We start from the raw sequence: 21,137 nt of genomic DNA on the forward strand, positions 1-21,137 counted from the left end.
CACAAGGACTGACCGTCAAGTGACTGCAATGCCCTCACACAGCCTCCAGGTAAGAGCTCTGCACCGCCCGCGCCAACTCCCGGATAGCTTCAATAAACTCCGTCAACCGACTATGCAACCCATCCTCCAGAATCTCATCAATCCCCGTATACCTCAGCCGCGCTTCAAATTCCGCCGCCAAGCGCTGCGCCGTGCGTCCATAGCTGCCAGGCAGGTCCGCGAGGATATGGCTCAACTCCCCGATACACGCATGCAGCGAGCGCGGCACGTCGCTGCGCAACAGCAACAGTTCCGACACCGAGCGGGCATTCAATGCATTGGGATACAGCTCGGTGTATGCCTCAAATGACGACAATTCGTGGAACACGGACTGATTCAAAAGCGGGTCTGCCCCATACTTGATGCTAGATAACAAGACCCGGCACTGTACTGGAATTGAGCGACGGTCAAATGTGGGAGCTGGCTTGCCTGCGATGGCATCAACTCGGTGTTTCAGTTGCACCGAGTCGTCAGTATCGCAGGCAAGCCAGCTCCCACACTTGAGTGTATCGGCCTTAGGGCTTTGCCATCACGGCGGTAAACAGTGGGGACTCAAGGAACCGCTGTAACCAAATCTGCAAACGCTGATACGGCGTCCCCGCAAACCACTCCCGATCCACATGAGCAAACTGCCGCACAAACGGCGCCAGTGCCGCATCCGCCAGGCTCAGGTGTTCGGCGAGCAAGTACTCACGCTCCGCCAGCAAGCCTTCCAACTTCTGCAAGAACACCTCACCCTCGGCCCGATAATGCTCCATTGGTTGTTCCAGATAGCGCTCGGCATACTTGTATCGATTCAAATGATGCTTGAACACCTGATCATTCTCGGCAATCAACGCCAGCACCGCAGGGTCACCTTGCAGCAGCCAATCATCCGGGTCGTGCTGCGCCAGCGCCCATTGCATGATCTCCAGGCTCTGCTCGATCACTCGACCTTCGACACTCAACACCGGCACCGTACCCTTGGGCGACAGCGCCAGCATCTCGGCTGGCTTGGCCTTGAGGCTCACCTCGACGATTCGCACAGGAACGCCTGAGTAGCGCAAGGCCAGCCGCGCCCGCATCGCATACGGGCAGCGCCGGAACGAATAAAGTAGCGCTTCGTTCACTTGACCTCCAGGGTACTCAAGCCATTGCCCTGGCGCTTGACCTGGATCTGTACCGGGATGCGCTCGTGCATTTCCTGTACGTGGGAGATCACCGCCACTTTGCGGCCCTGGGCTTGCAGGCCGTCCAGGGCGTCCATGGCCAATTGCAGGGATTCGGGGTCGAGGCTGCCGAAGCCTTCGTCGATAAACAGCGATTCGATCTTCAATGTGCTCGAGGCCATGGACGCCAGGCCCAAGGCCAACGCCAACGACACCAGGAAGGTTTCGCCACCGGACAGCGAATGCACCGAACGCAGTTCATCGCCCATCTCTGTGTCCATCACCAGCAGCCCGAGCATGCTGCCGCCGCGTTTGAGCCGGTAGCGGCGCACCAGTTGGCGCAGTTGCACGTTGGCATGGTGCACCAGCAAGTCGAGGTTGTAGGCCTGGGCGATCTTGCGGAAGGTGTCGCCGGTGGCCGAGCCGATCAGCGCATTCAGGCGTGCCCAGCGCTGCCACTGCTCGTAAGCCTTGGCGATCTGTTCGGCCAGGGCCTGGTTGGCATTCTGGCGGCGCTGGTCTTCGGACTGGCGTGCGCGCAGTTCGGCGCAGTGTTTCTCACCCTCGAGCAATTGCTGCTCAAGCGTTGCCAGGGTGGCGTCCAACTGCTCGGCCTCCAGGTTGCCATTGTGCAGGGCCTGGTGTTCGGCCAGGCGCTGTTCGCGCTCGTGCAGCAGAACCTTGGCTTGCTCGACGGCCTTTTCGCTGCTGTGCAGGTGCTGGCGCAACTGCGCGACCTGGGCTTCATCAAGGGCCAACAGGCGTGCGAGGCCCTGATCATCCAGGTCTGGGTGCTGGGCGCGCCATTCGCCGATGCGTGTCGCAAGGGCGTGCTGCTCCGCCTCCAATGCCTGCTGGCGTTGCTGCTGGGCCTTGAGGTCGGCGGCCAGCTGTACTTGCGCCGTGTGCACGGCGTGCAGTTCCTGGTTGGCGTCGGTCTCGCTTTGGCGCGACTGCGTGACGGCTTGCTCCAGCTGCTGTTGCCAGTGTTCGGCGCTGGGGTAATCCCCTAGCAAGGCGCGGAGTTTTTCCTGGACGGCGTGTTGCTGGTCGGCCAGCTCGGCGACTTGCAGATTCACAGCGTCAAGTTGCTGCTGACGATGCTGTTGGTGGGTGTGCTGTTTCTCGATGGCCTGTTGGCGCTCTTGCTGCTCGGCCTGCTCGTCGCGTTGATGGCCCAACTGCTCAAGGCGCTGGCTGACCTGCTGGTCGAGCTGCATGAAGGTCGCCGCAGGTGCGCTGCGCAAACCTTCCAGCGTCTGGGCGGGCAGCAGGTTGGCGAAGGCGCTGAGTTCCGCCTCCAGGCGTTCGCGGTCGCCGGCCAGTTGCCGCTGTTGGTCCACCAGCAATTGCCGGGCTTGCTGGCTGGCATCCTGGGCGGCTTGTAATTGTTGCTGCAAGCGCCCCGCGTTCTGTTGCAGGTTGAGCAGGGCGCCTTGGCGTTGTTCGTCCTGGCTGATGCTTTGGGTCAATTGGGCCAGTTGCTGGGCCAGCCAAGGGCTGCGCTTGGCGGCGTCCTGATTGAACAGCGAGGCAGACAGTGGGTGGGCTTGCAGGCTCGGCGCCAAACCCTGCTGCTGGGTGGCCAACTGTTCCTGCTGTTGCAGGAACTCTTTTTGCTGAGCGATCAGGCCGCCGACTTCACCGCGCAGTTCGGTAAGTTTTTCCTTGAGGCTATCGACGGCTTTCTGCGCCGCCGCCTCTTCACTTTCATCATGGCGACCCAGGCTTTGCAGCAGGGCTTCAGGCTGGTGATAGGGGTGTTCGTGGCTACCGCACACCGGGCAGGGTTGGTCATCCTGCAACTGCTCGCGTAATTCCTCGACGCTGGCACTGCGGGCCAGGCGTTGGCGCTCAAGCAGTTGCTTGGTCACCGCCAGGGTTTGTTCGGCAACGGTGAGTTCGGCCTTGGTTTGCAGGCCGGTCTGGTTCAGTTGTTCGCGTTTTTGCGCGGCCTCGGCAAGCCTTTGCGTGAGCGCAGCGGCCTGTTGATCCAACTGTTGCTGGCTGTCCCACAAGCGGGCCAGGTCTTCGAAGGCGCGCTGTTGCTTGCGATTGTCTTGCAGCAGGCTGGCCAGCAATTGGATTTGTTCGGCCACCGCGTGCGGTTCGGCACCGGCCTCGTGGTAGAGCAGGTCCAGGGCTTCGCGCTGTTGGGTGAACTGTTCGGCGGCGGCGCTGGCGCGCTGTTCGAGTTGCCCCAGCTCGGCCTGGCCTTGGTTGAGGCGATTGCCGATCAGCACCAGTTGTTGCAGGCGGTCACGGTAGGCGTTCCAGGCATCGCTCAGCGGCGCGAGGGCGGCGCTATGCTCAAGTTCGGTGGCCAGGCGCTGCAGGCGCTCGGTGCCTTGGGCCTGGGTGTGTTGCAAGCCGTCGAGCAGGGCCTGGCCTTCGGTGCAGGCGCTTTCGTGCTGGTGTTTTTCCTCGTTGCGCTTGGCCAGTTCGCGGCTCACATGGGCGAGGGTGTTTTGCTCTTCAATGGCCTGGCGCAGCAAGGGCGCGGCGTCGGCCTGGTGTTTCAGGGCCTCGGCCAGTGCTGCCTGGGCGGTCACTTGCTGGTGTTGCGCCTGTTCCTGGCGGGCGTGCAGGGCGGTTTGTTGCGCGAGGTGCTGGGCAATCTGTGCCGCCAGCGGCGTCAGCAAGGTGCCGAGTTCTGCCTGGCGCAGGAAGTGATGGCGTTGCGGTGCCAACTGCTCCAGCAGGCTGAGGTCTTGGCGTTGCTGGCCTTGGCTGGCCCAGGTTGCTTCGTCGCGTTGCAGTTGCTCCACTGCGTGTTGATGGCGCTCCTGCCATTCACGCAGTTCCTTGAGCCAGGTGTGCTGCAACTCCAGCTGCTTGAGCTGGGCTTGTTGGGTCTTGAGCTGCTGCTGGGCGTGGGCCAACTGTTGATCCAGCTCGGCGCGGGCTTCGGGGGCCAGGGGTACCACGCCGGTGGCTTGGTCCTGCAGCTGTTTGTGGGCGTCCTTGGCCTCTTTGGCCTTATCGAACGCACGGCGGCCGAGCTGGGTGTAGAGCGCGGTATCGGTGAGCTTTTCCAGCAGTTCGCTGCGCTCATTGTCATTGGCCTTGAGGAAGGCGCTGAACTCGCTTTGCGCCAGCAGCACTGCACGGGTGAACTGTTCGAAGTTCAGGCCCAGGGCCAATTCGAGCTGGGTCTTGTATTCGGTTTTCTGGCTGGCCAACAGTTGGTCGCTGTCCAGGTCGATCAGGCTTTGCCGGCTGTTCTGCAACTTGCCGCTGGCTTTGTCACGGGCGCGGTTGGCTTCCCAGCGCGCACGGTAGCGACGGCCACTGACACCGACAAAATCCACCTCGGCATAGCCACCACCGGTGCCGCGTCGAATCAGGGTGCGCGGGTCGCCGATGGAAATATCCGTGTCGGCGTCCGGCATCTTGGCCTGGCCGGTGTCACCCAGGCGCGGCACCGCGCCAAACAGCGCCAGGCACAGCGCATCGAGCAGGGTACTTTTACCCGCGCCGGTCGGCCCGGTGATGGCGAACAGACCCGCACTGGCCAGGGGCTCGGCGGTAAAGTCGATTTCGAACGGGCCCGCCAGGGAGGCGAGGTTTTTCAGGCGGATGGCGAGGATCTTCATGGCTGTTCGCCCTCCTGTTGCACTTCCTGGAGCAGCACGGCGAAGTCCTTCAAGGTCTGTTCATCCACTTCACTGCCGTAGCTGTCCTGCCAGGCGCGGCTGAACAGTTCCTGGGGCGTGAGCTGGTCGAGTTCGATCAGTTGCGCATCGTCTACCTCTGCGCTGCCGCGTGTGCCGGCATACTCGGCGGCGATACGCACCAGGCGCACGGCCTTGCCTTGCAGGGCGGTTTCGATCTGTTGGCGCAGGTCCGGTTGCGGCTCGTCGAGGCGCACGCGCACTTCCAGCCAGGGGTGGCGCTGGGTTTCGGCGAGCAGGTCGATGTCGGGCAGCTCACCGAGTTGCTTGAGGATATCGGCCAAGGGCGCGGCATCCAGGCGTTGCAAGTTGACGGAGCGGGGAATCAGGATCGGTTCGCAGCCCACCAGCCTTTCGCCCTGGAACGTCACGTCGAGAATCTGGTGCTTGTAGCCGATTTCGGAGAACGACAGGGGGATTGGCGAGCCGCTGTAGCGAATGCGCTCCTCACCATTGACCTTTTGCGGTTTGTGCAAATGGCCGAGGGCCACATACGCCACGCTTCGGTCGAACAGTGTGGCAGGCAGCGCCTCGGCATTGCCGATGATCAGGCTGCGTTCGGAGTCTTCGGATACCGATCCACCGGCCATATGCGCATGGCTGATGGCTATCAGCGCCTGGCCTTTGTTGCGCTTGGCATTGGCGGCCGCGATCAGCCATTCATGCACTTGGCCGATGCCGCGCAGGTAATCATCGCCCAGCTGTGCGCCGGTGACTTCCGCCGGGCGCAGGAAGGGCAGCGCCAGGCACCAGGCGGCGATCTTGCCTTTGGCATTGGGCAGCGGGATCAGCAGCCGGTCGGCATCCAGTTGCCCGTCATCCAGCCACAGCACCCGGCCCAGGGCGTGGGTGCGCAGGCGGCGCATCAGAGGCGCAGGCAGCTCAATGCGCGAACCGGAGTCATGGTTGCCGGCAATCATCACAATGGTCAGTGTCGGCTGTTGTTCGTGGGCGCTGATGATGAAGTCATACAAGCGCTCCTGGGCCTTGAGCGGCGGGTTGACCGTGTCGAAGATATCGCCGGCGATCAACAGCACGTCCGGGCGCTGGGCCTTGAGTTGGCCCAGCAGCCATTCAAGGAAACAGGCATGTTCGAAGTCGCGTTCCTGGCCGTGGAGGTTTTGGCCCAAGTGCCAGTCGGAGGTATGAAACAGACGCAAGGCGAACTCCGTGGAGAAGATGAAAAGGAGGGGAGTTTACCTGTAAAAGTGCGCGTGGACTCATGGCTGACGCGATCAACGGAGTGTGGGCCAGCCCTGATGGCTGATTGTAGGAGCGAGCTTGCTCGCGAAAAACGTCAACGATAACGCGTGTTTCCTGGATAAACGCGGCGCCTATGAGTTCTTCGCGAGCAAGCTCGCTCCTAGGGGGTTATGGCGTGGCAATCGAGCGCACGGTCGGCGAGGGTGCGGGCCATGTCGATCAGGCGACGCAGATCCACTGTGGGAGCTGGCTTGCCTGCGATGGATGAGTATCAGCCAGCACATCTGCCGACTGTTACACCGCCATCGCGGGCAAGCCCGCTCCCACAGGGTTTTGTGGTGTTGGTCGAGGCTGGGTTACTTGGGGTAGAGCGGCGGCAAGCTGGTGGTGTCGGTGGCCGGGTCTTGCTCGCGTTCGGCCACGGGGATCGCCTTGATCGCTCGCCACAGGTCATCACCCAACCAGTACTGGCCGCTTTCGCTGTACAGCGCGCCATTCAACCCATCCAGGGCATCGGACAGCGGCACAAACCGCGCGGCCATGTCGGCCAGCGTTTCCGGCTGTTGCCGTGCCCAGGCGTCGAGGGCCTGGCGGGTAGCATGAGGGTCGTTGGCCTGGGTGGCGCGCTTGAGGTCGTCGAGCAGCGTGCGTGGGCTGGGGCCGGTTTGCGCGGCGCGTTGTACCGCCGGTTGCCGGCGTGCGCGCCACCACAGGCCAAAGCCCAGCAGGGTGGTGCAGGCCAGTATCAGTGTGCTCAGTTGCCACAGCCACAGGCGGTCATCGTCGGGGGCGGTGATGATGGTCGGTGTCGCCGGAGTGTCCACCACCAGGCTGGGGTTCACCGCCACGTGCACGGTGCGCGCCGGCAGGCTGGTGCGTTCCAGATGATCTTCGTGGGTGTTCCACCACACCACTTCCACGGCGGGCAGTTCCAGCTCGCCGGCGCGGGTCGGCACCAGGGCTTCGCGGTCTTCACGGCTGCCGGTCAGGCCGCGGTCGCTGGTACGGTTAGCCATCACTGGTTGGTCGGGGTAGCGGCGCAGGCCGTTGACCTCGGTGACGGGCAGCGCCGGCAGCTGTGCGCTGGACAGGCCTTCGGCCTCCACGGTAAGGCTGCGGGTCAGGGAATCGCCGACTTGCACGTGGTCCGGCGTGGGGTTCCAGCCTTCGCTCAAGGTCAGGCTGCGCGCGGGCAGCCAGGGAGTGTCGGCGGGGTAGGCGTCCGGTTGGGGTTTGACCGTCAAGGGCAGGGGCGCAGAGCTGACATGAATCATCTTGCCCGGCTTGGTGCCCTGCAGGGTGTTTTCCTGGGGCGGTCGCGATTCCACCAGGGTAGCGCTGAAGGTCTGCGCCGGAATCACCACGGCGCCACTGTGTTGCGGGTAGAGGGCGTAGCGGGTTTCGATCACGCCATGGCGGATGCTGTTGATGACCTTTTCATAGGTGCGTGATTCGCCCAGTTGTTCGACACGTGCATCCGGTATCTGCAAGGGCGTGAGGCTGCTGTCGTCATACAGCGACACCGAGTGGTACACGCGTACGGTCAACAGGGCCTGGGCCTGGACGTACACGCTGGTCTGGTCGAGGCTGGCTTCGATGAACACCGGGGCCAGTTCGGCGCTGGTGTTCTGGCTGGCGCTTTCCACCACTTGCAGGGTGATCGGCTGGGTCTTGAGCGCGCCCACCTGCAGCGGCGGGATCACCACGTTGCCGTTCACCTTGGGCAGCAGGGTGATGATCCAACGGGTGGTGGCGTGGTTGTCGCCGTCCAGCGTGGTGAGTTGGTTGATCTGGCGGGTGCCGCTGACTTCGAACTGCGCGTCCAGGGGCGACAGGTCCGGTTTGCCAAACTGGGTCACATCACTGGATTGCACCGTCAGCTCCACCGTTTCCCCGGAGTTGAGGCGGCTGCGGTCTACGCTGGCGACCAGGTCCGCCGCCTGGGCGTGGCCTGCCGACAACGCGAGCAGGAGCAAAAGGGTGGTGCGGCGGCTCATCGAGTGGTGTCCTGATGTTGTTGCTGTTCGTACCAGAATTTGCGGCGCAACAGCTCGCCGGGGTTGTCCGGGATCTCCTGCAACCATTGCTCCAGTGCTTGGCGGCGCTCGCCTTCCAGGCGTGTGTCGGCGGGGCGCAGTGGCGGCGTGGTGGTCTGCTCGTCGCCCAGTTCGCTGCCAGGCACTTCATTACCGCCTGGCTGTGGCGCGGCGCCTGTCTGAGTCTCAGCGGTACCGGCTTCGCCCTGGCCGTGGGACGATTGCTCGCCGCCCTGGGCCGTTTGTGCGTTGGTGCCCGGTTGCGCAGTTTGGCCGGGTTGGGCGGTTTCGTCATCTGCGTTTTTTGCAGACGGGTCCGGCTCGGGCTGCGTTTGCTCCTGCATCAGCGCTTCAACCAAGGCTTTGTTTTTCAGCGCCGGCTGCAAATCGGGCTGGGCTTCCAGGGCTTGTTCATACGCATCAATGGCCGCTTCAAGCTCACCGGCCTTGGCCAGGGCATTGCCGCGGTTGTAGTGGGAGTAGGCGTCGCTACCTTGGGCAAACCGCTTGATGGCCTCGGCGTAATTGCCGGCTTCGTACAGCGCCACGCCTTGCCATTGCGGGTCCTGGAAGTGTTCGGCGGCTTCGGCCGGGCGTTTGTGCTTGAGCAGGTACTGGCCTTGTTGGTCGGGGCGCAGCCACAGGTCCTGCAGCCCAAAGGCATAGCTGGGTTGCGGCGCGCCCATCAACAGCAAGGGCAGGCAGAACAGCCAGCCGCGACGCCCGGCGCACGCGGCCAGCAGCAACAACGGCAAGAGCAGCCAGTAACCCTGGTCGGCCCAGCTGTCCAGGCGCAGCCGTTGGCCGTCGTCGCGCAGGGCTTGGGCGCTGTCGAGCATGCCGAGTTGGCGCAGGTCCTTGTCATCCAGGCGCGCCGCACGGTAGCGGCCACCCATTTCGCTGGCGAACGCCTTGAGGGTCGGGCTGTCGAGACGCGGCACCAGGATCGCGCCCTGGTCGTCCTTGAGGAACTCGCCACTTTCCTGAGTCACCGGCGTACCTTCGCGACTGCCGATGCCGAGGATCGACAACGTTGGAGCCTGGGCACTTTGCAGTTGCAGGCGGATGCCTTGGCGCTCTTGTTTGGACAATGAGGAACCGATCAGCAGCAGGCGCCCCTGGCCGAGACCGCCTTGCTTGAGCAGGCCCAGGGCTTTTTCCACGGCAAGATCGGCACGATGGCCGGGCTCGGGCATGATCGACGGGCGCAGGGCTTCCAACAGGTTGCGGCTGGTGGCCAGGTCATCGGACAGCGGCACCAGGGTATGGGCGCTGCCGGCATACACGATGATGGCTGTTTGCGCATCGGTGCGCGCTTGCAGTAAGTCATACAGCTTGCGCCGTGCCTGTTCCAGGCGGTTGGGCGGGCTGTCGGTGGCGAGCATTTCCGGGGTCAGTTCCAGCACCACCACCAAGGGGTCGGAAGGTTTCTGGCTGGCTTGTTCAACCCGTTGCCAACTGGGGCCCAATAGCGCGAGCACGGCCAACAGCCAGGCGATGCCGAGCACCACCCACGGCGATTTACTCTCGCGGCCATTGCCACCACTGAGCAACTCGGCATGGAACGCCGGCGGCAGGATCATCTGCCAGCGCCCGGCGCGCTTTTGCCGGTGCCACAACTGCCACAGCAACCAGCCAAGCAGGGGCAGCAACAACAGCCACCAGGGGTGCAACCAGTGCGGCCACAGCGCGATCATCGACGCCTCCGCAAACGCAGGCGCTGCAGACGCTGGCGCCATTCAGGGTGTTGCTGCAAAAAAATGCCCCTGCTCGATAGCCTATTGAAGCCGCGTTGCAAAGCGTTGTTCGGCCAGCGTTCCTGGATCACCAGCAACAGGCTCAACACCAACGCCAAGGCCAATGGGCCGCTGTACAGCGCCTGGGCCGGGCGGGCCTGGGTGGGTTGTTGTTCCACGGGCTCGAGGGTGTCGAGGGTGTCCTTGATCTTCAGCAGTTCCTCGCCGTCTCGGGCGCGGAAATACTGGCCGCCGGTGGTCTCGGCCAGTGCCTTGAGCGCCGGTTCGTCGAGGTCCAGGCTCGGGTTTACGCCTAGGATGCCCAGGGAGCCGGTTTGCTCGGGGTCGGCGCCGATGCCGATGGGGTAGATTTTCACGCCTTCCTCGGCCGCCAGGCGCGCGGCGGTCAACGGGTCGATCTGCCCGGCGTTGTTGGCGCCGTCGGTGACCAGGATCAGCACACGGCTTTGCGCCGGGCGCTGGCGCAGGCGTTTTATGGCCAGGCCGATGGCGTCGCCGATGGCGGTGTTCTTGCCAGCAATGCCGATGCGCGCCTCATCCAGCCAGGTGCGCACGGTGCGGCGGTCAAAGGTCAGGGGCGCTTGCAGGTAGGCTTGGCTGCCGAACAGGATCAGGCCCACGCGGTCACCTTCACGCTCCTCCAGAAAGTCTCCCAGCAGGTGCTTGACCAGGGCCAGGCGGCTGACGTCCTCGTCCTGCCAATGCATATCGGGAAAATCCATGGAGCCGGACACATCCACCGCCACCAGCAAATCCCGACCGCTGGCAGCAATCGGCAAGGGTTCGCCCAGCCATTGCGGGCGGGCGGCGGCGGTCAACAGCAGCAACCACAGCACCACGAATGGGGCTTGCTGGCGCCAGCCGGGCAGGTTGACGCGGGCACGGCGGCGGGCCAGGCCTTCGAGGTCACTGAGGTAGCTGACTTTGAGCGCCGGTTCGCCGCTGTCGGCCACAGGCAGCACCAAGCGCATGACCCAGGGCAGTGGCAACAGGGCGAAGATCCACGGCCAGGCGAACTCAAACATGTTTGCGAATCCAGGTGTCGACGGCTTGGGTGAGGCCGGCGATGGCTTTGTCGTCGAGCTTGCATTCGGGTTTGTAGGCGCCTTCCACCAACACCATCCAGCGCGTCAGGCCGGCGGCAGGGCAGCGGTTGTCCAGGAAGGCCAGCCATTTGCGCCCGTTGAGGGTATGGCTCTGGCTATAAGGGTAGTCGTTACGGCACAGGCGCTTGAGCAGGCCGTTGAGTTGCTGCAGCCAGGCACCCGCAGGCGCTCCGTCGTAGGGCTTGGGCATCAAAGCCAACTCGGCCAGGGCGGCGATACGCAACGGGTCCAGCGGTTGTTCGGCGCGGGCCACAGGGCGGCGGGCCGGCAGGAAACGGCGCAGCCACCACAAGCCCCAACCGAGCAGTGGGATCACCAGCAGCAACAGCCACCAGCCCGGCGCAGGTGGCCAGAAGCCAATGGCGGGCGGGGCAATCAGCGGTTGCAGTTGGTCCAGGCTGCTCATGGTTTTTTTACCGGGCGTTGCGGGTTGAGGTATTCGCGCAGTTGCTCGACCATTTCACTCTGGGTGCTCAAGGGCATCAACAACAGCCGCAGTTTCTGCGCGAGCAGTTCCCAGCGGGCGATACGCGCTTCGGCTTGGGCCTTGTAGGCCTGGCGCAGGTCGATGTTCAGTGTGTCCAGTTCCAGTTGCGCACCTCTTTGTGCGAAACGCAGCAGCCCGGCGGCGGGCAGGGCGTGGTCCAACGGGTCGGAGATTGGCAACAACAGCAGGTCGCAATGGCGCGCCAGCAGGCTCAGCTGTTGCTCGGCGCCTTCGGTGAGGGCGCGTTCATCACAGATCACCACCACCAGGCTGCCCGGGCGCAGTACCTCGCGGCCACGGCGCAAGGCCATGCCCAGGGCATCCGCTTCCGGCTGACGCTCGGTATCCAGGCTCTGGTTGACCCGCACCAGCCGGTTAAGCAGTTGCAATAGGCTTTGCTTGCTGCGCCGTGGCTTGATCTCGTAGTGCTCATTGTCGCCGAACACCAGCCCGCCCACCCGGTCGTTATGGCCCAGGGCGGCCCAGCCGATCAGGCTGGCGGCCTGGGCGGCGAGCACCGACTTGAACATTTGCCCCGAGCCGAAAAACAGCCGGCAACTTTGCTCGACCATGATGAAAATCGGTCGCTCGCGCTCTTCGTGGAACAGCTTGGTGTGCGGCTCCTGGGTACGCGCCGTCACGCGCCAGTCGATGGTGCGCACATCGTCGCCGGCCTGGTACACGCGCACCTGGTCGAAATCGACGCCACGCCCGCGCAGCTTGGAGTGATGAAGGCCCACCAGCGGGCTACGCTGGCCAGGCGTGGAGAACAACTGCACCTCACGCACGCGGTGGCGCATCTCAATCAATTCACTGAGGGTTACGCGGATGCCATCGCTTGCGTTCATCGACTTCAAGCGACGGCAACGACGTCGAGAATGCGTTGCACCACGCGGTCCTGGTCGACACCGGCGGCCTCGGCCTCGAACGACAGGATGATGCGGTGACGCAGCACGTCGAACAAGACCGCCTGGATATCTTCCGGGCTGACAAAATCGCGACCGGCCAGCCAGGCATGGGCGCGGGCGCAGCGGTCCAGGGCGATGGAACCACGGGGGCTGGCGCCATAGGCGATCCACTCGGCCATTTCCGGGTCGAACTTCGCAGGGGTGCGCGTGGCCATCACCAGTTGCACCAGGTATTCCTCCACGGCATCGGCCATGTACAGGCCGAGGATTTCCTTGCGGGCGGCAAAGATCGCCTGTTGGCTGACGCGCCGCTCGGGCTTGGTTTCGCCATTCAATGCTTCGCCACGAGCTTGCTGCAAGATGCGGCGCTCGACGGCGGCGTCCGGGAAGCCGATCTTGACGTGCATCAGGAACCGGTCGAGCTGCGCTTCGGGCAGCGGGTAGGTGCCTTCCTGCTCGATGGGGTTTTGCGTGGCCATCACCAGGAACAGCGGCGACAACTCGTAAGTGCTGCGGCCCACGCTGACCTGGCGCTCGGCCATGGCTTCGAGCAAGGCCGACTGCACCTTGGCCGGGGCACGGTTGATTTCGTCTGCGAGCACCAGGTTATGGAAGATCGGCCCCTGCTGGAATACGAAGCTGCCGGTTTCCGGACGATAGATCTCGGTGCCGGTGATATCGGCGGGCAACAGGTCGGGGGTGAACTGGATACGATGGAACTGCGCTTCGATCCCTTCGGCCAACTCCTTGATCGCCTTGGTCTTGGCCAGCCCCGGTGCGCCTTCGACCAGCATATGGCCGTCAGCGAGCAGCGCGATCAGCAGGCGATCGATGAGTTTTTCCTGGCCGAGAATCTGCGTAGAAAGAAAGGTTCGCAGCGCAAGCAGCGCTTCACGATGTTCCATCGATGACGGTTCCTGGAAAGATGAGCCTGGGTGTCGTGACAGAACACCGGGCCTGGGGCGTTTACTTTAATGCATCGCGGGGTGCGGCGACTAACGGCTTGATGGGTATTTTTGGCGAAACTTACAGGATTGCGGTGTGAGCGGTATAACAGCTGGGTAGGTAGAGCACGGTCACTGTGGGAGCTGGCTTGCCTGCGATCCAGTCAACTCGGTGATTCAGGCACACCGAGTCGATGCCTTCGCAGGCAAGCCAGCTCCCACATTTGGATCGCCGTGCCTCAGCCAGATCAGCGTCGGCTGTCAGGCCGTCACGGGAGCAGGCTCCCTCGCCACAGATTTAGCGTCGTGACGAAGTTTCAAGTGACCGGTTTCAAGTCCGAATGAACGTGCCGGTGCCTGTGAGGATGTTCTGCAGGGTTTCCTGCACTTCGGCCATGTCTGACGCGGCGGTGCCGTGGGTGATCTCCAGCTGGTCCTTGCCGCCCAGGGCATCGGCATCGCCGGCCGCCAGTTCGATCAATAAGGTGGTCTCGCCCAACGTCACTTTCAGCCCATCCAGGGTCGAAGGTTCGTAGTCCCAAGTCAGCTCCACTTCGTCTTCATCCGGGTAACGGGTGAGCATGAACATTTCGCCGTTCTTGCCGTGACAGCAAAGCATGGCCATGTTGTCTTCTTCGTCGTCGCACGGGGTGGCCATCAGGGCGTCGGTTTTCAGCTGCAGCATGGGGCAATCCTGTGTAGGGGAGGGCAATTGTGCCACTGCGGCGAATTTTGTGCTTCATCCTGTGTCGGAAGTCAGGCATGACCTGACGGGCCGGATCGGTCATTTCTGGTACTGATGGTGTGCAAAGTAGCAAGATTTTCTACCGAAAATCCTGGGTTGCCCAAGTTGCAACCGACACCCTGCTTACCGATGACCGAATATGTCGCAGCGTCGCAAGCAGCGTTCTTCCTACACTCGTTAAGCTGCGCAACGGATGTGCCCTGTGCCAGGCGCCTGACCTGCCCGTCGTATCGTCATCTGGCCAACGGCATGCCGTATGGAAGTTGTATGTGACCTGACTGTCCTGTCCAGCTTCACCCACCTGTCACCCTGATTCGTTTATGGTGCTTGTCAGCACACCAGCGAACAGAGCTGACGGTCTCCCCGCAAGGGGATAACACGCGACGCTTTCATCAATAACAAGCCCAAGCGGAGTACCACAGATGGCGTTCTTCACCGCAGCCAGCAAGGCCGACTTCCAGCATCAACTGCAAGCGGCACTGGCGCAGCACCTCAGTGAACAGGCACTGCCACAAGTGGCGCTGTTCGCTGAACAATTCTTCGGCATCATTTCCCTGGACGAACTGACTCAGCGTCGCCTTTCCGACCTGGCCGGTTGCACCCTGTCTGCCTGGCGCCTGCTTGAGCGCTTTGATCACACCCAACCGCAAGTGCGGGTCTACAACCCCGATTACGAACGTCATGGCTGGCAATCGACCCACACCGCGGTCGAAGTGCTGCACCATGACCTGCCGTTTCTGGTCGACTCGGTACGCACCGAGCTGAATCGCCGGGGCTACAGCATCCATACCCTGCAAACCACCGTGCTCAGCGTGCGTCGTGGCAGCAAGGGCGAGCTGCTGGAAATCCTGCCCAAGGGCACCCAGGGCGAAGGCATCCTGCAAGAATCGCTGATGTACCTGGAGATCGACCGCTGCGCCAACGCCGCCGAACTGAACGTGCTGAGCAAAGAGCTTGAGCAGGTGCTGGGTGAAGTACGCGTGGCTGTGGCCGATTTCGAACCGATGAAAGCCAAGGTCCAGGACCTGCTGGCCGGTATCGACGCCAGCGCGTTCGCCATCGACGGCGAAGAAAAAGCCGAAATCAAGAACTTCCTCGAATGGCTGGTGGGCAACCATTTCACCTTCCTGGGCTACGAAGAGTTCGTGGTACGTGACGAGGCGGACGGCGGTCATATCGAATATGACGCCAGCTCTTTCCTCGGTCTGACCAAGCTGCTGCGCGCCGGCCTTACCGCCGAAGACCTGCGCATCGAAGACTACGCCGTGGCCTACCTGCGCGAGCCGACCGTACTGTCGTTCGCCAAGGCCGCCCACCCAAGCCGCGTGCACCGCCCGGCCTACCCGGACTACGTGTCGATCCGCGAGATCAGCGCCGACGGCAAGGTTATCAAGGAACACCGTTTCATGGGCCTGTACACCTCCTCGGTGTACGGCGAAAGCGTGCGGGTGATCCCTTACATCCGTCGCAAGGTCGCGGAAATCGAACGTCGTTCGGGCTTCCAGGCCAAGGCGCACCTGGGTAAAGAGCTTGCCCAGGTGGTGGAAGTACTGCCCCGTGACGACCTGTTCCAGACTCCGGTTGACGAGCTGTTCAGCACCGTGATGTCGATTGTGCAGATCCAGGAACGCAACAAGATCCGCGTGTTCCTGCGCAAAGACCCCTACGGTCGTTTCTGCTACTGCCTGGCGTACGTGCCACGCGACATCTACTCCACCGAAGTACGCCAGAAGATCCAGCAAGTGCTGATGGACCGTCTGAAGGCCTCGGACTGCGAGTTCTGGACCTTCTTCTCCGAGTCCGTGCTTGCCCGTGTACAACTGATTCTGCGGGTAGACCCGAAGAACCGCCTGGACATCGACCCGCTGCAACTGGAAAAAGAAGTGGTGCAGGCCTGCCGCAGCTGGCAGGACGACTACGCCAGCCTGGTAGTGGAAAGCTTCGGCGAAGCCCAGGGCACCAACGTGCTGGCGGATTTCCCCAAAGGCTTCCCGGCCGGCTATCGCGAGCGTTTCGCCGCGCATTCGGCTGTGGTCGACATGCAACACCTCAACAGCCTGACCGAAGCCAACCCGCTGGTAATGAGCTTCTATCAGCCGCTGGGCCAGGTCTCCGGCCAGCGCGAGCTGCATTGCAAGCTCTACCACGCTGATACACCGCTGGCGCTGTCCGACGTGCTGCCGATTCTGGAAAACCTCGGCCTGCGTGTGCTGGGCGAGTTCCCTTATCGCCTGCGCCATGCCAATGGCCGCGAGTTCTGGATCCATGACTTTGCGTTCATCGCCGCCGAAGGCGTGAACCTGGATATCCAGCAACTCAACGACACCCTGCAGGATGCATTTGTGCACATCGTGCATGGCGATGCCGAGAACGATGCGTTCAACCGCCTGGTCCTCACTGCCGGCCTGCCATGGCGCGACGTGGCGCTGCTGCGTGCCTATGCCCGTTACCTGAAGCAGATTCGCCTGGGCTTCGACCTGGGTTACATCGCCAGCACCCTGAACAACCACACCGACATCGCCCGCGAGTTGACCCGGTTGTTCAAGACCCGCTTCTACCTGGCGCGCAAGCTCACTGCCGACGACCTGGAAGACAAGCAGCAACGCCTGGAGCAAGCGATCCTCAGCGCCCTGGACGACGTTCAGGTGCTCAACGAAGACCGCATTCTGCGTCGCTACCTGGACCTGATCAAGGCCACCCTGCGTACCAACTTCTACCAGACCGATGCCAACGGCCAGAACAAGTCGTACTTCAGCTTCAAGTTCGACCCGCGTGCCATCCCCGAGCTGCCCAAGCCAGTGCCGAAGTTTGAAATCTTCGTGTACTCGCCACGGGTCGAAGGCGTGCACCTGCGCTTTGGCAACGTGGCTCGTGGCGGCCTGCGCTGGTCCGACCGTGAAGAAGACTTCCGCACCGAAGTGCTTGGTCTGGTAAAAGCCCAGCAAGTGAAGAACTCGGTAATCGTGCCGGTGGGCGCCAAGGGCGGCTTCCTGCCGCGTCGCCTGCCATTGGGCGGCAGCCGGGACGAGATCGCGGCCGAAGGCATCGCCTGCTACCGCATCTTCATTTCCGGCCTGCTAGACATCACCGACAACCTGAAAGACGGCGCGCTGGTGCCGCCGGCCAACGTCGTGCGTCATGACGACGATGACCCGTACCTGGTGGTGGCGGCGGACAAGGGCACTGCGACCTTCTCCGACATCGCCAATGGCATTGCCATCGACTACGGCTTCTGGCTGGGCGATGCGTTCGCCTCCGGTGGTTCGGCTGGTTACGACCACAAGAAAATGGGCATCACCGCCAAGGGCGCGTGGGTAGGTGTACAGCGTCACTTCCGTGAGCGCGGCATCAACGTGCAGGAAGACAGCATCACAGTGGTAGGCGTCGGCGATATGGCCGGTGACGTGTTCGGTAACGGCTTGTTGATGTCGGACAAACTGCAACTGGTCGCAGCCTTCAACCACCTGCATATCTTCGTCGACCCGAACCCGAACCCGGCCACCAGCTTCGTCGAGCGCAAGCGTTTGTTCGAACTGCCGCGTTCGGCCTGGACCGACTACGACACCAGCATCATGTCCGAAGGTGGCGGTATCTTCTCGCGCAGCGCGAAAAGCATTGCCATCTCGCCACAGATGAAAGAGCGCTTCGACATCCAGGCCGACAAGCTGACCCCGACCGAACTGCTCAACGCCTTGCTCAAGGCGCCGGTGGACCTGTTGTGGAACGGCGGTATCGGTACCTACGTCAAGGCCAGCACCGAGAGCCATGCCGATGTGGGCGACAAGGCCAACGACGCACTGCGCGTCAACGGCAACGAGCTGCGCTGCAAGGTAGTGGGCGAGGGCGGTAACCTCGGCATGACCCAGCTGGGGCGTGTGGAATTCGGCCTCAATGGCGGCGGTTCCAACACCGACTTCATCGACAACGCCGGTGGCGTGGATTGCTCCGACCACGAAGTGAACATCAAGATCCTGCTCAACGAAGTGGTGCAGGCCGGTGACATGACCGACAAGCAGCGCAACCAACTGCTGGCGAGCATGACCGACGAAGTCGGCAACCTGGTGTTGGGCAACAACTACAAGCAGACCCAGGCCCTGTCCCTGGCCGCGCGCAAGGCTTACGAGCGTGCTGCCGAGTACAAGCGCCTGATGAGCGACCTGGAAGGCCGTGGCAAGCTGGACCGCGCCATCGAGTACCTGCCGACCGAGGAGCAGCTCACCGAGCGCGCCTCCGGCGGCAAGGGGCTGACCCGTCCGGAGCTGTCGGTGCTGATCTCGTACAGCAAGATCGACCTCAAGGAAGCATTGCTCAAGTCGCTGGTACCGGATGACGAGTACCTGACCCGTGACATGGAGACCGCGTTCCCACCGAGCCTGGTGGCCAAGTTCGGCGAAGCCATGCGTCGCCATCGTCTGAAGCGCGAGATCGTCAGCACCCAGATCGCCAACGATCTGGTCAACCACATGGGCATCACCTTCGTTCAGCGACTCAAAGAGTCGACCGGCATGAGCCCGGCGAACGTCGCCGGTGCCTATGTGATCGTGCGGGACATCTTCCATCTCCCGCACTGGTTCCGTCAGATCGAAGCCCTGGACCACCAGGTTTCCGCTGACGTGCAACTGGAGCTGATGGACGAGTTGATGCGCCTGGGCCGTCGCGCTACGCGCTGGTTCCTGCGCAGCCGTCGCAACGAGCAAGACGCCGGGCGCGACACCGCGCACTTCGGTCCGCACCTGGCGGCGCTGGGTCTCAAGCTTGACGAACTGCTGGAAGGTCCGACCCGCGAAGGCTGGCAGAACCGCTACCAGGCCTACACCCAGGCCGGCGTACCGGAGTTGTTGGCGCGCATGGTTGCGGGTACTACCCACCTGTACACCTTGCTGCCGATCATCGAAGCCGCCGACGTGACCGGGCATGACGCCGCCGAAGTGGCCAAGGCTTACTTCGCCGTGGGCAGCGCCCTGGACCTGCCGTGGTACCTGCAGCAGATCAGTGATCTGCCAGTGGCCAACAACTGGCAGGCCCAGGCCCGCGAAGCCTTCCGCGATGACGTGGACTGGCAGCAACGGGCGATCACCATCTCGGTCCTGCAAATGGCCGATGCGCCACAAGACATGGAAGCCCGCGTGGCCCTGTGGCTTGAGCAGCATCAGGACATGGCGGATCGCTGGCGCGCCATGATGGTGGAAATTCGTGCCGCAGTGGGCACGGACTACGCCATGTACGCGGTGGCCAACCGTGAGTTGCTGGACCTGGCGCTGAGTGGCCAGTCGGTGTTGCAACCGGCTTGATGCCTCGCTAAACAAAAAGCCCCCGCATCGTGAGATGCGGGGGCTTTTTGTTTGATCTGGAATGCGATCAATGTGGGAGCTGGCTTGCCACCTTACTGTAGGAGCGAGCTTGCTCGCGAAAAACGTCAACGATAACGCGTGCTTGCTGAATGAATGCGGCGCCTGTGAGTTTTTCGCGAGCAAGCTCGCTCCTACAATGGCATTAAGGCAAGCCAGCTCCCACAGGTTGATCTTCATTCACTGGGGATCAGTGGTGTTTGAGTAGTCGGGTTTCCAGGTGATCCAGGTGCTGGGTCATCAGGGCGACAGCCGTGTGGGCGTCGCGCTGTTCCACAGCATCCACAATCGCCACATGCTCCTGCCATGCGCAATAGGTGCAGGCCTTTGTTTCAAATTGCGCAATGATCAACGACGTCAACGGCACCAGGCTGTTGAGAAACTGTGCCAGCGGCGCATTGCCTGCCATGTGCGCCAGTTGCAGATGAAAATCTCCCGAAAACCGGATCGCCGGCCCCCGCTGGTCACGCTCAATGGCGTTGCGCTCCTGTGCAATCAGATCGCGCAGTTGGCGAACTTGCATCGCTGTGGCCTGGGCGCAGGCCAGTTGTACCACGGTCATTTCGGTCAGGCGCCGTGCTTCCAGAATCTGCCGTGTGTGCTGGGCATCCGGCGCGGCGACCTGGGCGCGCTGGTTGGGGCGCAAGATGACCACTTGCTGATGGGACAGCTTGGCGAGCACCCGGCGAATCACGCTGCGGCTCACGCCAAAGAGTTCGCCCAGGCCTTCTTCGGTGAAGCGGCTGGCGGGCGCAATGCGTTGCTCAAGAATGGCGTCGAACAAGCGTGGGTAGATATCGTCCACCGAGGGCTTTTTTTCGGGCGTCCAGCGTAGGGAGGTGAGGGTGGAATCGCGTTGCAGGGCGTGAGCGTTCATGGCCGGTCTCCGAAAATCAACTGCCCAGATGGTCGTCCGGGATATTCAAGCGAATGCCCATGCGCAGGCCTTCCTGCAGGATGTGCCGACGCATTTCGGCACTGGCCAGGGCGCTGTTCTTGTTGCGGATGGCGCGTACCACGGCTTCGTTCTCCTGCAGGCGTTCGGCCAGGTGCTCCGGGGAATTACGCAACACCTGGGCGCTTTGTTTGAGCGCGGTGCTGGTTTGTTGCACCACGTTTTGGAAGATCGGGTTGGAGGTCAGGGCGAAGAGTTCTTCATGGAAGTCGATATAGGCGTTCATGCCGGCTTCGGCATCGCCGGCATCCAGGGCTTCGCGCATGTCCATCAGGGTCAGGCGCAGTTGGCCGATTTCCTTGCTGCTGATCGATTGGGCCACCAGGCCGACGATGAAAGGTTCGAGGGTGTAGCGCAGTTGCAGGATGTCTTCGAGGCTGGCATCGGCCACGGCGTCACTCGACTGCGGCTCGCTGACGCTGGTTTCCAGCACGACCACGCCTTTGCCCGGCATGGAGCGCACCAGGCCGAGGGTCTCCAGCACGATCACAGCCTCACGCAGGCTCGGGCGGCTGATGCCCAGCTGTTCGGCCAGTTCGCGTTGACCGGGCAGCATTTCACCGCGGCGCCACTGGCCTCGCGCCAAGGCGGCGCGCAGTTTTTCTACCACTGAATTGACGACGGTTGAGGTGCTGATCACGTCGTGCGCTCCTTGATAATGAATAATCCCGCCATCTGTAGGAGCGAGCTTGCTCGCGAAGATCGTCAACGATAGCGCGGGCAGCCTGGATGCTCGCGGTGTCTTGAAGTTTTTCGCGAGCAAGCTCGCTCCTACAGGGGGCAACGG

The 21,137-nt window shown here is 62.7% G+C and carries 14 protein-coding genes and 1 pseudogene; 2 read left to right on the forward strand and 13 right to left on the reverse strand.

The genetic code is table 11. The features are described 5' to 3' along the window. Nucleotides 1-34 precede the first annotated feature (34 nt). The 11 genes from HU730_RS16295 to HU730_RS16345 all read right to left on the reverse strand — a co-directional run bounded on the left by HU730_RS16295 (nucleotide 35) and on the right by HU730_RS16345 (nucleotide 13,987). Nucleotides 35-415, reverse strand: coding sequence for an alpha-E domain-containing protein (locus tag HU730_RS16295; RefSeq protein ID WP_254914119.1), 381 nt, complete (start codon nucleotides 413-415; stop codon nucleotides 35-37). Between the two features lie 139 nt (nucleotides 416-554). Next, on the reverse strand, nucleotides 555-1,148 hold the full coding sequence (locus tag HU730_RS16300) for a glutathione S-transferase (RefSeq protein WP_106117689.1): 594 nt from the start codon (nucleotides 1,146-1,148) through the stop codon (nucleotides 555-557). Beyond that, nucleotides 1,145-4,783, reverse strand: a complete 3,639-nt coding sequence (locus HU730_RS16305; RefSeq protein WP_186527568.1) for an AAA family ATPase — start codon at nucleotides 4,781-4,783, stop codon at nucleotides 1,145-1,147. Before HU730_RS16305 ends, HU730_RS16300 begins: the two co-directional genes overlap by 4 nt. Continuing rightward, nucleotides 4,780-6,021, reverse strand: coding sequence for an exonuclease SbcCD subunit D C-terminal domain-containing protein (locus tag HU730_RS16310; RefSeq protein WP_054897971.1), 1,242 nt, complete (start codon nucleotides 6,019-6,021; stop codon nucleotides 4,780-4,782). The genes HU730_RS16305 and HU730_RS16310 overlap by 4 nt, the downstream gene beginning before the upstream one ends. Before the next feature lie 399 nt (nucleotides 6,022-6,420). Further along, nucleotides 6,421-8,061 (reverse strand): BatD family protein, encoded by a 1,641-nt coding sequence (locus HU730_RS16315; RefSeq protein ID WP_186527567.1) that lies wholly within the window; start codon nucleotides 8,059-8,061, stop codon nucleotides 6,421-6,423. Then, nucleotides 8,058-9,797 (reverse strand): tetratricopeptide repeat protein, encoded by a 1,740-nt coding sequence (locus HU730_RS16320; protein WP_186527566.1) that lies wholly within the window; start codon nucleotides 9,795-9,797, stop codon nucleotides 8,058-8,060. Before HU730_RS16320 ends, HU730_RS16315 begins: the two co-directional genes overlap by 4 nt. Then, on the reverse strand, nucleotides 9,794-10,882 hold the full coding sequence (locus tag HU730_RS16325) for a VWA domain-containing protein (protein ID WP_072446312.1): 1,089 nt from the start codon (nucleotides 10,880-10,882) through the stop codon (nucleotides 9,794-9,796). The genes HU730_RS16320 and HU730_RS16325 overlap by 4 nt, the downstream gene beginning before the upstream one ends. Continuing rightward, on the reverse strand, nucleotides 10,875-11,369 hold the full coding sequence (locus HU730_RS16330; RefSeq protein WP_003190798.1) for a DUF4381 domain-containing protein: 495 nt from the start codon (nucleotides 11,367-11,369) through the stop codon (nucleotides 10,875-10,877). Before HU730_RS16330 ends, HU730_RS16325 begins: the two co-directional genes overlap by 8 nt. Continuing rightward, complete coding sequence (locus tag HU730_RS16335; RefSeq protein ID WP_014718313.1) at nucleotides 11,366-12,298, reverse strand: DUF58 domain-containing protein; 933 nt, start codon at nucleotides 12,296-12,298, stop codon at nucleotides 11,366-11,368. The genes HU730_RS16330 and HU730_RS16335 overlap by 4 nt, the downstream gene beginning before the upstream one ends. Nucleotides 12,299-12,303: 5 nt before the next feature. Next, nucleotides 12,304-13,263 (reverse strand): MoxR family ATPase, encoded by a 960-nt coding sequence (locus tag HU730_RS16340; protein WP_020301524.1) that lies wholly within the window; start codon nucleotides 13,261-13,263, stop codon nucleotides 12,304-12,306. Between the two features lie 370 nt (nucleotides 13,264-13,633). After that, complete coding sequence (locus tag HU730_RS16345; RefSeq protein WP_054897966.1) at nucleotides 13,634-13,987, reverse strand: hypothetical protein; 354 nt, start codon at nucleotides 13,985-13,987, stop codon at nucleotides 13,634-13,636. A 482-nt stretch (nucleotides 13,988-14,469) separates the two neighbouring features. On the opposite strand from HU730_RS16345, the gene HU730_RS16350 reads away from it, so the two are divergent. Continuing rightward, nucleotides 14,470-19,338 carry an NAD-glutamate dehydrogenase gene (locus HU730_RS16350; RefSeq protein ID WP_186527565.1) on the forward strand — a complete coding sequence of 1,623 codons (4,869 nt, stop codon included), beginning with the start codon at nucleotides 14,470-14,472 and terminating at the stop codon, nucleotides 19,336-19,338. 247 nt (nucleotides 19,339-19,585) lie between these two features. Here HU730_RS16350 and HU730_RS16355 read toward each other — a convergent pair whose 3' ends face one another. Further along, a complete protein-coding gene (locus tag HU730_RS16355) occupies nucleotides 19,586-20,272 on the reverse strand; it encodes a GntR family transcriptional regulator (protein WP_186527564.1) in 687 nt (228 codons plus the stop codon). Nucleotides 20,273-20,288: 16 nt separating this feature from the next. Further along, complete coding sequence (locus HU730_RS16360) at nucleotides 20,289-20,990, reverse strand: FadR/GntR family transcriptional regulator (RefSeq protein ID WP_014718317.1); 702 nt, start codon at nucleotides 20,988-20,990, stop codon at nucleotides 20,289-20,291. Between the two features lie 25 nt (nucleotides 20,991-21,015). Here HU730_RS16360 and HU730_RS26735 point away from each other — a divergent pair. After that, a pseudogene (locus HU730_RS26735) lies at nucleotides 21,016-21,126 on the forward strand (outer membrane lipoprotein carrier protein LolA); the annotation flags it as partial. Between the last annotated feature and the right edge of the window lie 11 nt (nucleotides 21,127-21,137).

It is taken from the genome of Pseudomonas sp. SWRI22 (assembly GCF_014268395.2).
In the GTDB taxonomy this organism is placed as follows: Bacteria; Pseudomonadota; Gammaproteobacteria; order Pseudomonadales; family Pseudomonadaceae; genus Aquipseudomonas; species Aquipseudomonas paracarnis.

Excerpts from the sequence above, each read along its gene's own strand:
- HU730_RS16325 (WP_072446312.1), bottom strand. The coding sequence starts at position 10,882 with ATGTTTGAGTTCGCCTGGCCGTGGATCTTCGCCCTGTTGCCACTGCCC.
- HU730_RS16340 (WP_020301524.1), bottom strand. The coding sequence starts at position 13,263 with ATGGAACATCGTGAAGCGCTGCTTGCGCTGCGAACCTTTCTTTCTACG.
- HU730_RS16330 (WP_003190798.1), bottom strand. The coding sequence starts at position 11,369 with ATGAGCAGCCTGGACCAACTGCAACCGCTGATTGCCCCGCCCGCCATT.
- HU730_RS16315 (WP_186527567.1), bottom strand. The coding sequence starts at position 8,061 with ATGAGCCGCCGCACCACCCTTTTGCTCCTGCTCGCGTTGTCGGCAGGC.
- HU730_RS16355 (WP_186527564.1), bottom strand. The coding sequence starts at position 20,272 with ATGAACGCTCACGCCCTGCAACGCGATTCCACCCTCACCTCCCTACGC.
- HU730_RS16335 (WP_014718313.1), bottom strand. The coding sequence starts at position 12,298 with ATGAACGCAAGCGATGGCATCCGCGTAACCCTCAGTGAATTGATTGAG.
- HU730_RS16320 (WP_186527566.1), bottom strand. The coding sequence starts at position 9,797 with ATGATCGCGCTGTGGCCGCACTGGTTGCACCCCTGGTGGCTGTTGTTG.
- HU730_RS16305 (WP_186527568.1), bottom strand. The coding sequence starts at position 4,783 with ATGAAGATCCTCGCCATCCGCCTGAAAAACCTCGCCTCCCTGGCGGGC.
- HU730_RS16350 (WP_186527565.1), top strand. The coding sequence starts at position 14,470 with ATGGCGTTCTTCACCGCAGCCAGCAAGGCCGACTTCCAGCATCAACTG.
- HU730_RS16345 (WP_054897966.1), bottom strand. The coding sequence starts at position 13,987 with ATGCTGCAGCTGAAAACCGACGCCCTGATGGCCACCCCGTGCGACGAC.